10 protein-coding genes are annotated in these 14,032 nt (G+C 37.0%); 2 read left to right on the top strand and 8 right to left on the bottom strand.

Translation table 11 applies throughout. The annotated features are described in order from the left end of the window. Positions 1-206: 206 nt before the first annotated feature. Both AC1DNH_RS02020 and AC1DNH_RS02025 read left to right on the top strand, forming a co-directional pair. Positions 207-647 carry a PaaI family thioesterase gene (locus tag AC1DNH_RS02020; protein ID WP_477625117.1) on the top strand — a complete coding sequence of 147 codons (441 nt, stop codon included), beginning with the start codon at positions 207-209 and terminating at the stop codon, positions 645-647. Positions 648-747: 100 nt separating this feature from the next. Continuing rightward, positions 748-990 (top strand): hypothetical protein, encoded by a 243-nt coding sequence (locus AC1DNH_RS02025; protein ID WP_029274704.1) that lies wholly within the window; start codon positions 748-750, stop codon positions 988-990. A 105-nt stretch (positions 991-1,095) separates the two neighbouring features. Here AC1DNH_RS02025 and AC1DNH_RS02030 read toward each other — a convergent pair whose 3' ends face one another. The 8 genes from AC1DNH_RS02030 to AC1DNH_RS02065 all read right to left on the bottom strand — a co-directional run bounded on the left by AC1DNH_RS02030 (position 1,096) and on the right by AC1DNH_RS02065 (position 14,011). Further along, positions 1,096-2,367 carry a nucleoside recognition domain-containing protein gene (locus AC1DNH_RS02030; RefSeq protein ID WP_477609108.1) on the bottom strand — a complete coding sequence of 424 codons (1,272 nt, stop codon included), beginning with the start codon at positions 2,365-2,367 and terminating at the stop codon, positions 1,096-1,098. 288 nt (positions 2,368-2,655) lie between these two features. Further along, positions 2,656-5,514, bottom strand: a complete 2,859-nt coding sequence (locus tag AC1DNH_RS02035; RefSeq protein ID WP_477625118.1) for a S9 family peptidase — start codon at positions 5,512-5,514, stop codon at positions 2,656-2,658. A gap of 196 nt (positions 5,515-5,710) precedes the next feature. Beyond that, the gene (gene yidC, locus AC1DNH_RS02040; RefSeq protein ID WP_477625119.1) at positions 5,711-7,504 is read right to left on the bottom strand and encodes a membrane protein insertase YidC; all 1,794 of its coding nucleotides are present in this window, start codon (positions 7,502-7,504) and stop codon (positions 5,711-5,713) included. Positions 7,505-7,524: 20 nt separating this feature from the next. Continuing rightward, complete coding sequence (locus AC1DNH_RS02045) at positions 7,525-9,141, bottom strand: CTP synthase (protein WP_029274708.1); 1,617 nt, start codon at positions 9,139-9,141, stop codon at positions 7,525-7,527. A 161-nt stretch (positions 9,142-9,302) separates the two neighbouring features. Then, a complete protein-coding gene (locus tag AC1DNH_RS02050) occupies positions 9,303-10,064 on the bottom strand; it encodes a GLPGLI family protein (RefSeq protein ID WP_477584107.1) in 762 nt (253 codons plus the stop codon). Positions 10,065-10,070: 6 nt separating this feature from the next. Next, the gene (locus AC1DNH_RS02055; protein WP_477625120.1) at positions 10,071-12,848 is read right to left on the bottom strand and encodes an outer membrane beta-barrel protein; all 2,778 of its coding nucleotides are present in this window, start codon (positions 12,846-12,848) and stop codon (positions 10,071-10,073) included. 251 nt (positions 12,849-13,099) lie between these two features. After that, complete coding sequence (locus tag AC1DNH_RS02060; RefSeq protein ID WP_477586008.1) at positions 13,100-13,438, bottom strand: hypothetical protein; 339 nt, start codon at positions 13,436-13,438, stop codon at positions 13,100-13,102. Positions 13,439-13,468: 30 nt separating this feature from the next. Next, entirely contained in the window at positions 13,469-14,011 is a 543-nt protein-coding gene (locus AC1DNH_RS02065) for a hypothetical protein (protein WP_215127606.1), read from the bottom strand. Positions 14,012-14,032 lie beyond the last annotated feature (21 nt).

Below are 14,032 nucleotides of genomic sequence, written 5' to 3' on the forward strand. Positions count from 1 at the left end.
CTATAAACTATTGACCAAAAAACCATTGACCATAAGCTTCTAATGGGAACTATAGCACGGTTATATAATCATGTTTTAGGGTTAAATGTTTCGTTTAGGAAATGGGAGGTATTTATATCTTCCATTTTCTTTTGCCATCAAACCTTTTTTCTACCAACCGTTCCACCTTACGGACTAATAAACTATTTTGCCTATTTTTACCCTATATGGAACCCTCTTTAAACGAACAGCGTTTAACTTTTTTAAGGCAATCAATTGGCAAGGTAATTACCAATTCGCCGTCTAACTTTATGAACTGGCTGGCTCCTGTTTTAGTTAAAGCAGAGTACGGTATGTTGGTTTGCCAGTATACCATCCGTAAAGAAATGACCAATCCTTATCAAATTTTACATGGTGGTGTAACGGCAGGCATTATTGATGATTTAATTGGTGCAACGGTTTTTACAATGGGACTGAACGAACGTTATACCACCGTAAATAACTATGTCGATTATTTTGCCCCTGCAAGCGAAGGAGATGAAGTAATCGCCRAAACATCAATAGTGAAAAAAGGACGCACGATATTAAATCTGCAATGCGAGATATTTTTACCTTCAAAAAAGCGTTTAATAGCTAAAGGCTACTCGAATATGTTAAACATAGGTTAAGCCTTTCCTTGTAGTTTAAGAATTAATTATTAATTCCTTTAAATTAACGAAACATTCTCGTTTATAATTTGTTGTAAATTAACCAAAAATATAATGAGCCATGTTAGAAAATTATTCCACCCTGCAATTCATTGTTAGAGGCAAAATTTTTAAGGGATTTTGCATGCGTATTCAAGATGATTTTCATGAAACTTATGCCGTTGTTTTAGATGGCTATCATTCTTTTTGTATCTGGCTGGATAATAAAACAGAAAAATGGTGTGCTTCGAAAAACGTAGCGATTGATCCTGATGCTATTGATGAAATCATTAACAGGATATCTATCCCACAACAATCTTGCTAATTTATGTTTCCCCAGATTTAGAAAATAGCTGTAGATTAATGTTTTTGCTTTTTGACTACACACCCAGTTCTGTGAACTTTGTGCCCTTCTGTCTGTAGTTAAAAACTACGCAAAAAACATATAACTAAGCACTATAGCTGTACAAACCCCAACTAAATCAGCCAATAACATCGAACCGATGGCATAACGTGTATTCTTTATACCAACAGAACCAAAGTAAACCGCTACTACATAAAAAGTAGTATCAGACGCACCCTGAAAAACACCCGATAATTTACTGGCAAATGAATCTGGTCCGCTAGAAATCATAGTGCTTACCATCATTCCTCGGGCAGCACCACCACTTAAAGGCCTGATCAAAGCTGTGGGCAGCGCATCAACAAATTTGGTGTCGGCTCCAAAAAACACAAACATGTTTTTAATCCCGCTCATGATTACATCAAAAGTTCCACTGGTTCTGAGCATGCTTACCGCAACTAAAATTCCAACTAAATAGGGGATAATTTTCAGTGCAGTTTCAAATCCGCCTTTGGCGCCATCAATAAACGCATCAAAAACATCAATTTTTTTATATAGTGCACCCAATACAATCAATAAAAAGATCAATAAAATTATTCCACCGCTTAATAAGCCTGAAAATGATTTTATGCTTTCTGCATTTAACTTACTTACGTACCAAACCAGTAAACCAACCACTGCCGAGATACTTAATACCCAGGTAATGATAACGGGTTGAAGTAGGTTTATCTTTTGTTTAAAGGATACAATGAGCATGGCGGCCATGGTACCAACAAAAGTTACAATCAAACACGGAATGAAAATATCGGTTGGGTCTTGCGCATTTTGGGTTGACCTAATGGCAATTACACTAACAGGAATTAAGCATAAACCTGCGGCATGCAAGCATAAAAACATAATCTGCGAATTGCTGGCAACATCCTTATTTGGATTAAGCTCCTGCAAACTTTCCATCGCCTTTATACCAAATGGAGTGGCGGCATTATCTAAGCCTAATAAATTGGCTGAGAAATTCATGATCATGTGCCCCATAGACGGATGTCCTTTTGGAATTTCAGGAAAGAGTTTTGAAAAAAAAGGGCCAATAATTCTGGATAATAAACGGATACCACCTGCTTTTTCGGCGATGCTCATTAACCCCATAAATAAAGCCAGTGTTCCAATTAATTTAATGCAAAGGTCAACCGCAATCCAGCAGGTTTCGATAATGCCGTCTAATTTTAAAGGGTTTAAGGGATCGGATGATTTACCGATTACCATCCAGTTAAAAATATCGCTATGTCCGAAAAAGAAACATTTAATACTTGCTACTACAATAGCCACGATAATAAATGCTGACCAAATTCTGCTTAATGCCATTGGGGTTGTTTAGTTTTATTTTGAATGGGTTAAAATACCGCTTTTAAGCGAAAATTCATAGAGGGAGAGTCTGGAGTCTACAGTCTTTAGTCTGAAGTCAGATTATGCAAGCTAAATAATGGTTGATAGTCAGTAGTTAAATTGTTGATTGCTATGGTTTTTAAACAATATGCTATAAACTATAAGGCCATCAACTATGATCTATCAAGCCATTAACCAAAAGAAAAGTCCATAGCCAATAGTATTAAGCTATCAACCATGAACTTCTGACTCTGGACTTCGGACTAACTATGGTTTATCATCTGTTAGTTCAAAACCCCAGGTTTTTCCTTTTTCAGTTGCAGGTACTCCGCTTGTCATCCAGGCTGGCGCTTTCGCACCTTTTAGATAATAATCGAAAAACTGTTGCTCACGGATTTGAATATCCTTACGGTTCTGGCGTTGAACCAGGTTATGCGCTTCGCCATTATAGTTTAACATCCAAACTGGTTTACCTAAACGGCGCAGACCGGTAAACATTTCGATACCCTGATACCAAGGCACAGCTCCATCTGCATCATTAGCCATTACCACAACAGGGGTATTTACTTTCGGGAACATAAATAGTGGTGAGTTCTCGATGTATAATTCTGGTTTTTCCCAAAGTGTTGCACCAATACGACTCTGTGTTTTTTCGTATTGAAACTGACGGTTCATACCAGTTTCCCAACGGATACCACCATAAGCAGAAGTCATATTGACTACAGGCGCACCGGCCCAAGCGGCAGCATACATGTTATTCTGCGTAATGAGATAGGCTACTTGATAACCACCCCAGCTTTGACCTTGGATACCGATTTTACTACCATCTACCCAGCTATTTTTCTTCAGGCTTTCTACACCAGAGTTGATGAATTCAACTGCAGATTTACCTGGGTGACCAGTTTCATAGCTAATATCTGGCGCAAAAACCAGGTATCCGTTACTCACGAAATAAGAAATATTTAATCGAGATGGAGTAGGTGCTGGCGCTTGATAAGTGTATAAACCATCCGTTAGTTTTTCGTAGAAATACGCAATCATCGGATATTTCTTATTTGGATCGAAATTTTCCGGTTTGTACAGTATACCTTCGGCTTTATAGCCTTTCGGCGTGGTCCACTTAACCAGCTCAGCCGTGCCCCAATTGTAGTTTTTTTGTTGAGGGTTGGTATTGCTTAATTTGGTTTCAGTTTTGAAATCGGTAGTGATATAAACATTTGGCGATTCTACATAATTGGCTTTATCGTAAATATAAGCATCAGCATCTTTAGCTTTTAGCAGGTTTGAATATTTAAACTTAGCCATTACTACCAATTCTGGCGCTTTAGCCGAACCTACGTTGGTACGGTAAAACCCGTTTTCTTTAGTTAAATTATTAAAACCATCTAACCAAACCGTTTCGTTCACTTTTACAAATTTGCTATCTGCATTGCGCTCAAACCTGTTATCCTGTTGTACTCTTTCGTAACGGAAGGTAATGTTGTTTGCTCTTCCAAAACTGGCAGTAATATTTTTTGGTGCCGATTTTCCATCTGGTGAGAACGACCAGATATCGTATTTATCGTAAATTAAAACAGCTTTATCACCTTCGGTCCATGTTGCTAAACCGTAAGGGGAAGGTAAATCCGGTACATCGTTTTCCTCATCAACAAATTTTTCGCTTAATCCAGCTGTTAATACGGTTACTTTTCCGGTGGTTACACTATAAGTATTCCAGCTACCTGCTTTTCTATCAAAATATAAAACATAGTTTCCGCCAGGAGAAGCCATTGCATAACCGCTTAAATTATCAATGATTTTCTTTTTCTGGCCATTTTTAGTATCAACTAGATAATAATCTTTTGACGTAGAACCACTCCATTGTGATTCGATCCTGCGGCCATAGTCTGTAGATGCTAAAACCAGATTCGCATCACCTTCAGCAATCAGATTGGCGTCAGGCAATTTTAAATCCGCTAATGGAATTACTTTTGGATCACTGCTATAAACATCAATCACCGATAAATAGCTTTTTTTACCGTCTCTATCTGCATTTTTAAGCTGCATAGGTTGCAAGTAATCGTCTTTGTAATTCCAAACATCAACTTTGGCCACTTCGAAATCTACAATAGTGGTGTCTTTTGGTTTTTTGATAGGGGAGATGCCGAAAAACAATTTCTTGCCATCTTTACTAAAGGTTATTTTACCATCGCCATTAACCGACCATTTTGCAGGTAGTCCTGGCATATCAAAATCAACCAGTATCTGCGCCGTATCTAGTGTTAAAGAGTTGTAATAAATGTTGTAATTTTTTATTTCCTGTTTCTCCGGACTTTGCTCGCCCACAAAAGCCACATGTTCGCTTTCCTCATCAAAAGTGAAGTTTTTGAAACTTCCTTTACCTTTAATCAGGCTTTTTAATATGCCTTTTTCTGTATTGAGCAAGAATACACCCTGTGGGGCCGTTTTGTCTTTTTTAGACCCGCTGCAGGCAAAAACCAACTGTTTGCCATCTTTACTGAAATAATAATCGGTAACGAATTTATAAGTTTTATCTGTGCCCGTTAAAAGGTTTTTCACCACTAAATCGGTTCCTTCGTCGGTCTTACCTTTTCCGGCAGGTTCATCATCTGCAAAATCCATTTCACCATCCTTTTTCTCAGCCGGTTTTACAGTTTTCTTTGCTGTATCCGGCTTTTCAGTTAGATAAGCCATTACACCTGCACCTTCTTCAGGGAATTTGAAAGATTTTACCCTTGCCACTTTTGTAACGGCACTGGTGCTGAGGTTGACAATGCCCAACGAATCTTTTGGTAATTCATCTGGCTTTTTCTTTTTAATTTTAGCCTGACGTAAATCCTTATTTAAGGGACGGATATTAAAAGCAGCAAACTTAGAATCATTACTAAACTGTGAGTTCATTCCCCTTGGTATATTAATCTTCGCATTCGTTTTAATATTGGTAAGGTACAATTGTGCATCACCTTCTTGCTGTAAGATGCTGTACATGGCCCATTGACCATTATTTGATAATTGCTTTGTTCCTACTGATTCCCAGGTATCATATACCGAATGATCTAAAGGTTTCTTTTGGGCGTAGGCAAAGCTGACAACGAAAAACAGAATAATAGTTAGTCTCTTTTGCATTTTTAAAAGTTAATTAATTTGTTGGTTGAGATTTAATCTTCTAAAATTGGATTTTTTTAGCTTATTAGGAAACTTGTATGCCAAATATTACAATTAAAAGCATTTAGTTGGAAAGTCAGAGGTCGGAGATTGTGGTAAAGCAAAAACCCCCGATTACTTTAAGCAATCGAGGGTTTTCATATTATTAAAGGCTAAATTACTTTTTAGCTTGTTGTTGCTGACGCATATAATCATCTAAACGTTGTTGGAATTTAGATTTTTTCTTTTTCTCATCAGCCGGTCTGGCTTTATTTTGCTGAATTAAAGCGTGGATTTTATCATCATCAACCATTTTACGGATTAAGAACTGCTGTCCGAAAGTCATTAAGTTGGCCAAGAAATAATAATAGTTTAATCCGGCAGGGTAGCTGTTCAATACACCTAAGAAAATAACCGGCATAATGTAACCGATGTATTTCATTTGGCCTGTAGCACCAGAAACCTGATTGTTAAAGTAAGTCATAATCAATGTAGAGATCGTCATCAATACACACATTAAACTTAAGTGATCGCCAATGAAAGGGATTTTTACGCCAAATTTGATGAACTCATCATAAGTAGATAAATCTTTCATCCAAAGGAAACTCTCACCGCGTAACTCAAACAAGTTAGGGAAGAAGAAGAAGAAGGCCATTACCAAAGGCAACTGTAATACCATTGGCAGGCATCCACCCAGAGGATTTACACCAGCTTTCTTATATAGTTTTAAATATTCCTGTTGAACCAATGTTGGATTATCTTCACCTACTTTAGCTTTTATCTCATCCATTTCTGGTTTCAAAACCCTCATTTTAGCCATTGATAGGTATGACTTGTAAGTAAGTGGTGATAAAGCAAGTTTTAGTAAAATGGTTAATACCAAGATAATTAATCCGTAGTTCCAGCCAAAACTGTTTAAGAAGTTAAATACAGGTAATACAATGAAACGGTTAATGTATTTTAAAGGCCAGTAACCCATATCAACCTGTTGCTCTAAATCGTATCCCTGAGCTTTTAAGGCAGAGAATTTATTGGTTCCGAAATAGAATTCCATTTCATAAACCTGGTTGGCTGTATGTGCATAAGGCAATTGCATATTGGCATCATAAAACTTCACCTGGCCAGGAGTGGTTGGGATTTTAACTTCTAAACTTCCTTTTTCGAAAGCCTGTTTTGAAATTAAAGAAGCTGAGAAAAAGTGCTGCTTGAATGAGAACCATTGAATTTTACCTTTCGATAACTCTTCTTTCTCATCTTTCGAAACACTTAGGTGGTTCACATCACCATCTAAATACTTGTAATAAGGAGCAGAATAACGGTGCTCACTTTCGATCGATTTTTCTTGCTGTAATAAAGTAGTCTGCCAGTTTAAGCCAATATTATTGCCTGCAATTACTTGCTGTAAGCCAACTAAATTGATGTTGAAAGCGACTTTGTTACTTAACGCTTTTAAATCGTATACATATTCGACATATGCGTTTGCACCATAATTGGCACGCATGGTAACTGTATTTCCGGTTTTTGTCGGGGTAAAGTATAAATCGTTGGTATTAATTACTTTGCCAGCAGCATTCAGGTTTAAACCAAATTTGTTCTGGTTACCATCAAATAAAATCAGTGGTTTACCGGTAAAGGTTTTCTGGCCCTTAACTTCAACCGAGGTAATTTTACCGCCTTTATTGCTTAAAGTGATTAATAATTTCTCGTTTTCTAGAACAGTATTGGCTTCGGTACCAGTAATTGCGGTACCAAAAGGGCCTTTTAGGGCTAAAGAATCTACAACTGGGTTAGCAATCGCAGCTGTTTTAGTAGTATCTTTTTGTACTGGTGTAACGCCAGCTTTTTTTGCCAATTCTATACTGTCTCTTTCTTTGGCTTTTTTAATTTCCACCGCGTTCGGCTTCAAAAAGTAGAATGATCCTGCCAAAATGATCATAATCAGGAACAGTCCTGTAAAGGTATTTCTATCCATTATTTATGTATGTACTGCTTTTAATTCGTTTTCTTTTTCGCAAACTCCATCGCAGCGGCGACAAATTTAACAAAAAGTGGGTGAGGATTAGCAACTGTTGATTTTAATTCTGGGTGAAACTGCCCGCCAACGAAAAATGGATGATTTTTAAGCTCCACAATTTCAACTAAATTGGTTTGCGGATTCATACCTGACGCAATCATTCCTGCATCTTCATATTGCTTTAAATAAGCATTGTTAAATTCGTAACGGTGACGGTGGCGCTCATTGATGTGTGATTTGCCGTAAATAGAAAAAGCTTTTGTTCCTTTTTTGATATCACAAGGATAAGAGCCTAAACGCATTGTTCCACCTTTATTTGTTATTTTTTTCTGCTCTTCCATCATGTTAATTACCGGATTTGCAGCATTTTCCTCAATTTCTGTAGTATGTGCATCTTTCAAACCTAAAACGTTCCGTCCAAATTCGATAACAGCACATTGCATACCCAGGCAGATTCCGAAGAAAGGAATATTGTTCTCGCGAACATATTTTATAGCATCAATTTTACCTTCAATACCCCGGCTACCAAAACCTGGTGCAACTAAAACGCCTTGTAAGTGACCTAATTTATCTTTTACATTATCAGGGAAAATGCCTTCAGAGTGTATATATTCTACCTTAACCTTACATTCATTTTTCGAACCTGCGTGTACAAAAGATTCTATAATTGATTTATAAGCATCAGGTAATTCTACATACTTACCGATTAAACCAATTTTAACCTCTGCCGTAGGATTTTTTAAACGGCCCAGGAAGTCTTTCCAGCTTTCCATATCAGGGTCGCTTTTGGTCGGTAATTTTAATTTCGATAAAACAGTTTTATCCAATTGTTCTTTTAACATCAACAATGGCACATCATAAATAGTAGATGCATCCATCGATTCGACTACGGCATTGATGTTAACGTTACAAAATAAAGCAATTTTTTTTCTGATCTCAGGGCTAATATGGTGCTCGGTTCTGCAAACCAATATATCCGGCTGTATTCCGTACTCCAACAAAGCTTTAACCGAGTGTTGTGTCGGCTTGGTTTTTAACTCACCTGCAGCAGCTAAATAAGGCACCAGGGTTAAGTGGATTACAATAGCATTGGTACTGCCTTCTTCCCATTTAAACTGACGAACAGCCTCAATAAATGGTAACGATTCGATATCACCCACAGTTCCACCAAGTTCTGTAATTATAATATCATATTCACCGCTATCACCTAAAATACGCATGTTGCGTTTAATTTCGTCGGTAATGTGGGGTACAACCTGAACTGTTTTGCCCAGATACTCACCTTTACGCTCTTTATTAATTACATTCTGGTAAATACGGCCGGTAGTAATGTTGTTTGCCTGTGATGTTGGAACGTTAAGGAAACGCTCATAATGACCAAGATCCAGATCGGTTTCAGCACCATCTTCGGTTACAAAGCATTCGCCATGTTCGTATGGATTTAAAGTTCCTGGATCGATATTAATGTACGGATCGAATTTTTGAATGGTTACACGGTAGCCACGTGCCTGTAAAAGTTTAGCTAAAGATGCGGAAATGATGCCCTTACCTAAAGAGGAAGTAACACCGCCCGTAACAAAAATATACTTTGTCATGATTGATAATTTGTGGAATTAACCAGGTGTTTTGGACCTGGTTAATTGTTTTTGTACGGGATACAAAGGTACAAAAAATTATCGCTCGATTAGATACTTGCCAGAATATTTTTTCTCCATATTATATCTCTGATAGTGACTGTTTTAGGTAAGGTGATCACCTAAAGTATCAGCGTGTAGAGTTCTTTTTTAATGTCTTCTATCTTTCTGGGGTTCTTTTTATCCTCATAACGGGTATAGAGGTCGATCATTTTTTTGAAATCTTTTTCGGTATCGGTTCTTTTACCTTTTGCAGGAGGAGCAATGTTAAAGATAGGAACGTTTTTAGCTTCAACCTTGGTGGCAAACCAGGTAGTATTATACCGAGGTATGGCTAGGCCTAATATCATTCCAGGTAAGCCTGTAAATCCTTCAGGGCCACCTTTTAACAAAATTTCTTCACTATAGAAAGCCACTACAGTAACCGAATCGTTTATTACTGCTATTGCTTTACGGCATTCGTAACCTGCAATTTGGCGTACATCATGCATGATTTTCCAATTGAGATGGGGGATAGTATCTTTTAAAATAAAATCTTCGCCTCTTATTGGTTTTCTGATTACTCTTGCTTTTTTGCTAAAGTCGGTATACAGCTCATTTGTATTCTCACCAGCAATAAAGAAGAAATTATTGTCGTTCAAGGTCTCTTTTGGTTTAATCTTATAAATGGAGCTACTGTCGTTAAAGCTATAATCCCAATTGGAAATCCTGTATTTGCTCATTTTATCCCTGGCATCGTCTGATATCCAGGTGTTTGATGCCAATTGCTGTTTTTGATTGATCTTTTTCTCGAAAGTTATTTTGGCACTTTTGATGAAAACAGTTTGTGCACGCACTACTATAACTGCAGAAAACAAGATTATGGTTAGTCCTAAATTTTTCATCTTCAATTATTTTTTGTCTTGTTTAACAAAGTTTCCGGTTAAATTATAGGTGATGCCAATTAGGACGTACCTCGGAATAAAGCTATTGGTGTATTCACTGATGTTATTGCCTCCCACGTAGCGATTATAGCCGATTTTTTCAGCTAGAATGTCAGAAATGGATACTTTAAGCTCTAATTCTTGTGATTTGAGCATCTTTTTTGATAAATAAGCGTTCCATAAGGCAATATTTACTGGTGTGCTAAAAGAAGAATTTGCTGGTTGATATGACAAGGATATCGATGTATTAAATTCTGTATTGTATGGAAGTTCTATGTTTCCAGAAATATCATGGTTGTGGCTAAAGTTTTTACCATTATTTATCGAACCGATTGACGAACGGCTGTTCGAAAAAGTAACCGATGGATTATACTGGATTTGAACTTTATCTCCATAATAGCTAAAACGAGGACGTATATTAATGCTATTGTTCACATTCTCATTCAACTTATTGTTTAAGATTGAAACGGAGTTCGAATGATTGAAATTGGCATTTAAACCTGCGTTAAAGTGGATTTTGCTAAAACTTTTATTAAAACTCGCACCTGCGTAAAAATTATTATTACCATTTAAATTGATATAACTGCTGATGGTTTTATTCACATCATCGACTGTTCTTGAGCTTACAACGGCATTTTTGGTAAAGCTGTAGCCACCATACACATACGCATACATCTGTGACTTTTGCTGATACGTATTAAAATTAAAGCCAAAATTATTGTTGAAAGATGGTTTTAAATTTGGATTACCTTTTATTTCGTAAAGTGGATTGTTAATTTGTCTGATAGGTTGCAACTGATCTAAACTCGGCTGTCGGGTATTACCATTGTAGTTTAATGATACACTGGTGTTTTTACCAAGTTTATAGTTAAAGTTACTCTGTGGGGCCCAGTTTAAATAGTTTCGGTTAAATTTATTGTTGCGGTCCAGATCATTCAGCTCGAATGTCGTTTCGGTAGCCTCCGCACCACCAGATAGCGTGAACTTCTTTGATCTGTATTGCAACACAATTTTACCAATGTTCGAAAAATTATTGAAATCGAAATTGTTGCTCAGTGAATCGATTCGTTTATTATTTAATGATTTATCGAATACCAGTTTATGGCTATTTGATGTTACTGTTTTAAAGCTGTATGCTGTTTGTAATGAAAATTGCTTGCCTAAAGGTTCGGTATATGATATTCTGGTACCAAGAGAGCTTTCACTTCCCGAATTATCGTTCAGAAAGTTTTGGTTGACAGTTCTGTTGATTGTTCCATTCCCATCATAGTAATTGGTTACACTTAAACTGGTGCCCAAACTCGTGCTGCTTTTGGTTTCAGGTTGTATGTCAATAGAGAGTGTTCTTCCTTTTTTTACAAACTTTTTAGCGTAATTAATATTTCCGTTAAACAAGTCGTTGTCGCCATTGCTATCATTAGACTGATCACTATTATTTACAAATATCCCTGCGTCATTTTTAGTTTCGTTCTTGCTGATATACTGGCTGCTGTTTTTGCGTTTGCTACCTGCAAAGGATATTTTTAAGGTAGAAAGCGAATCTAATTTAATATCGACACTGCCTTTTAAACTCTGTCCGGTATTTCTGGTTTCGCTGTTTGAGCTGCCTTCGCTAAAAAAATTCGTTCCGTTGGGCAGTAACGACTGGTTTTTAGAAGTTGTTCTGTCCAATATGTTTCTGTCACTGCCTTTATAATTGAGCTTTAGGCCAACTTTGTTTTCGTTCCATTTGTCAGAAAAATGCGCCCCATATCCCGTTACATCAGGTAGTCCGCTTGATGGTGAAAAATCATCTTCATCACGGCTGCCGCCATAGCTGATCATTACTGTACTGCCGTCATCGCCAACTTCAATAACATCATAATCATTGCCTTTTAGCTTGCTCATGGCAGCACTGGCTTTCGAATCTTGATTGGTATTGGAGTTAGAGCCAAAAACCGCGGCCTTTAATTTGTTTTTATAAATGCCCGCCATGCCACCTATATTTTTATAATGCTTAAGGTCGCTATTGGCATCCAGGGTGCTGAGATACCCATTTTTGGCGTTTTCCTTGAGTTTGATGTTCATTACCTTCTCTTTGGCATCACCTTCTTTTATACCAGATAATTCTTCCTCTTTGGTTTTTTTGTCATAAACCTGCACTTCACTAACGGCATTGGCTTTCAGGTATTTCTGGGCCAGAAGTGGATCGTCGCCAAAAAATTCTTCGCCATCAACCAAAAGTGTATTTACATCTTTTCCACCAGCTTTTATGGCGCCATCTTTATCAACCTCAATTCCAGGTAAGCGTCTTAATAAATCCTGTAAATTAGCATGTGGTTTTACCGCAAAACTATCTGCCTGGTAGGTTATGGTATCGCCCTTCATGCTAATGGCCTGCTTTTGGGCTTTAATTACCACTTCGTTTAAAAGCGTGGCTTTGCTATCCATCGCGATATTACCCAGGTTAAATTTTGATGAATCAGACAATTGGATGTCTCTAATATAATCGGCCATCCTCGGAAAAGTGACCACCAGGGTATAATTTCCTTTTTTTAAATTCGAAAACTCGAATTCACCGTTAACCTTGGTCCGTGCATCTTTAACTAAAATGGAATCTTTACTTCTTATTAGCAGGATAGAACTGTTCTGTAATTTTATTTTTTCAACGGTATCAATCACAACGCCTTTTATACTAGCATTTTGCGCCAGTGCCGGAAAAAATAGTAATGAAAAAATGAGAGCCGAGAAGAGTTGTTTGAGCATGTAGGTGTTGAAGGAGCGTTAATAAAATAGTGCGTTTGGTTAAGTGCCTGAAAATACAACTATTTATTTAGTTATCGCAAATAAAAATAAAATTTTTTTATTTAAAAAAGAATATAAGCACATGATTTGCGGAGAATAATATCTTTAAAAAAGAAGAGGCGGGGGGGGGAAGAAGTAAAAGTTATGCGTTTAATGAGGGCATTTTAGATTGATACGCTTCACCATCAGTAGCAACATTTATTTTGTTACTGCTAAATCATTTTTTTGATCAGAACAATCTGCCCAAAATGGTAGTAACTGTGCTCAATTACACCTTCTAGCTTACGCAGATAGGTGCCATACCTTTCATTTACAAATACCTGATCTAATTTTTCATCTGGCATTTGTGCTACTTCACCGGCGAAAGCTGCCGAATTAGCCAAAAACTCTTCAACAGCTTTTTCCAATCTTCTTCTGATTGCATTGGCGGCAGTCAAAACTATACTGATCTTTAATTTCCAACAGGCCGCCTGGTAGTTGGTGTGGACAATCCAATAACCATTTAATAAAACTTCTCTTAATCGGTTTGCAATAAATTCAGATCTTTTCATTTCTAAATTCCTGGCGTTGATTTATATCTATTAACAGCAGTTATAATAAATCTTCACTTTCTGCTCTTTCTCGCTCCAGGCAATGTAAATGTTGTTCTCTTTTCCTAAACGATACTTAAAGCCATTTAATCCCGATTTTTTTAATTCCTCATAAAGGGCTTTGTCAGGTGTATAATTATCGGCTTTATCCTCAGGCATTACTGCAGGTTCGAGAAAATTATCATCGCTAAAAAAATCATCAGCAATGGTTTTTAAGAAAATAATCTGGTCTTTTTCTTTTGAAAGATCAACATTTGGATCGGTACTGCCCAATAATTCAGTTCCTTTTATTTTGGTATTGTAAATTTCTTTTCCGTCGGCGTTTTTGATTGTGAAATTCAATACCATTTCTTCGGGTTTTCTACCAGTAAGTTCGATCTTAAAAGTGTCCAAACGTTTTAAATCAGAAAAAGATTTGGCGAGGCGCTGGTTAACATTTTTAAACTCAATGGCATTGGTTTCCTTTTTGCTGTTCGAATTACAGGCAACGAGCGCTAACAGACAGATAGCAACAAAGAGCGGTATATTTCTCATATTCAAAACTACAAATTTTAT

Source organism: Pedobacter sp. 01N310, from assembly GCF_056399805.1.

What these genes read in the sequence shown, in the direction of transcription:
- AC1DNH_RS02045 (WP_029274708.1), bottom strand. Translation starts at nt 9,141, where the DNA reads ATGACAAAGTATATTTTTGTTACGGGCGGTGTTACTTCCTCTTTAGGT.
- AC1DNH_RS02025 (WP_029274704.1), top strand. Translation starts at nt 748, where the DNA reads ATGTTAGAAAATTATTCCACCCTGCAATTCATTGTTAGAGGCAAAATT.
- AC1DNH_RS02055 (WP_477625120.1), bottom strand. Translation starts at nt 12,848, where the DNA reads ATGCTCAAACAACTCTTCTCGGCTCTCATTTTTTCATTACTATTTTTT.
- AC1DNH_RS02065 (WP_215127606.1), bottom strand. Translation starts at nt 14,011, where the DNA reads ATGAGAAATATACCGCTCTTTGTTGCTATCTGTCTGTTAGCGCTCGTT.
- AC1DNH_RS02035 (WP_477625118.1), bottom strand. Translation starts at nt 5,514, where the DNA reads ATGCAAAAGAGACTAACTATTATTCTGTTTTTCGTTGTCAGCTTTGCC.
- yidC (WP_477625119.1), bottom strand. Translation starts at nt 7,504, where the DNA reads ATGGATAGAAATACCTTTACAGGACTGTTCCTGATTATGATCATTTTG.
- AC1DNH_RS02060 (WP_477586008.1), bottom strand. Translation starts at nt 13,438, where the DNA reads ATGAAAAGATCTGAATTTATTGCAAACCGATTAAGAGAAGTTTTATTA.
- AC1DNH_RS02030 (WP_477609108.1), bottom strand. Translation starts at nt 2,367, where the DNA reads ATGGCATTAAGCAGAATTTGGTCAGCATTTATTATCGTGGCTATTGTA.
- AC1DNH_RS02050 (WP_477584107.1), bottom strand. Translation starts at nt 10,064, where the DNA reads ATGAAAAATTTAGGACTAACCATAATCTTGTTTTCTGCAGTTATAGTA.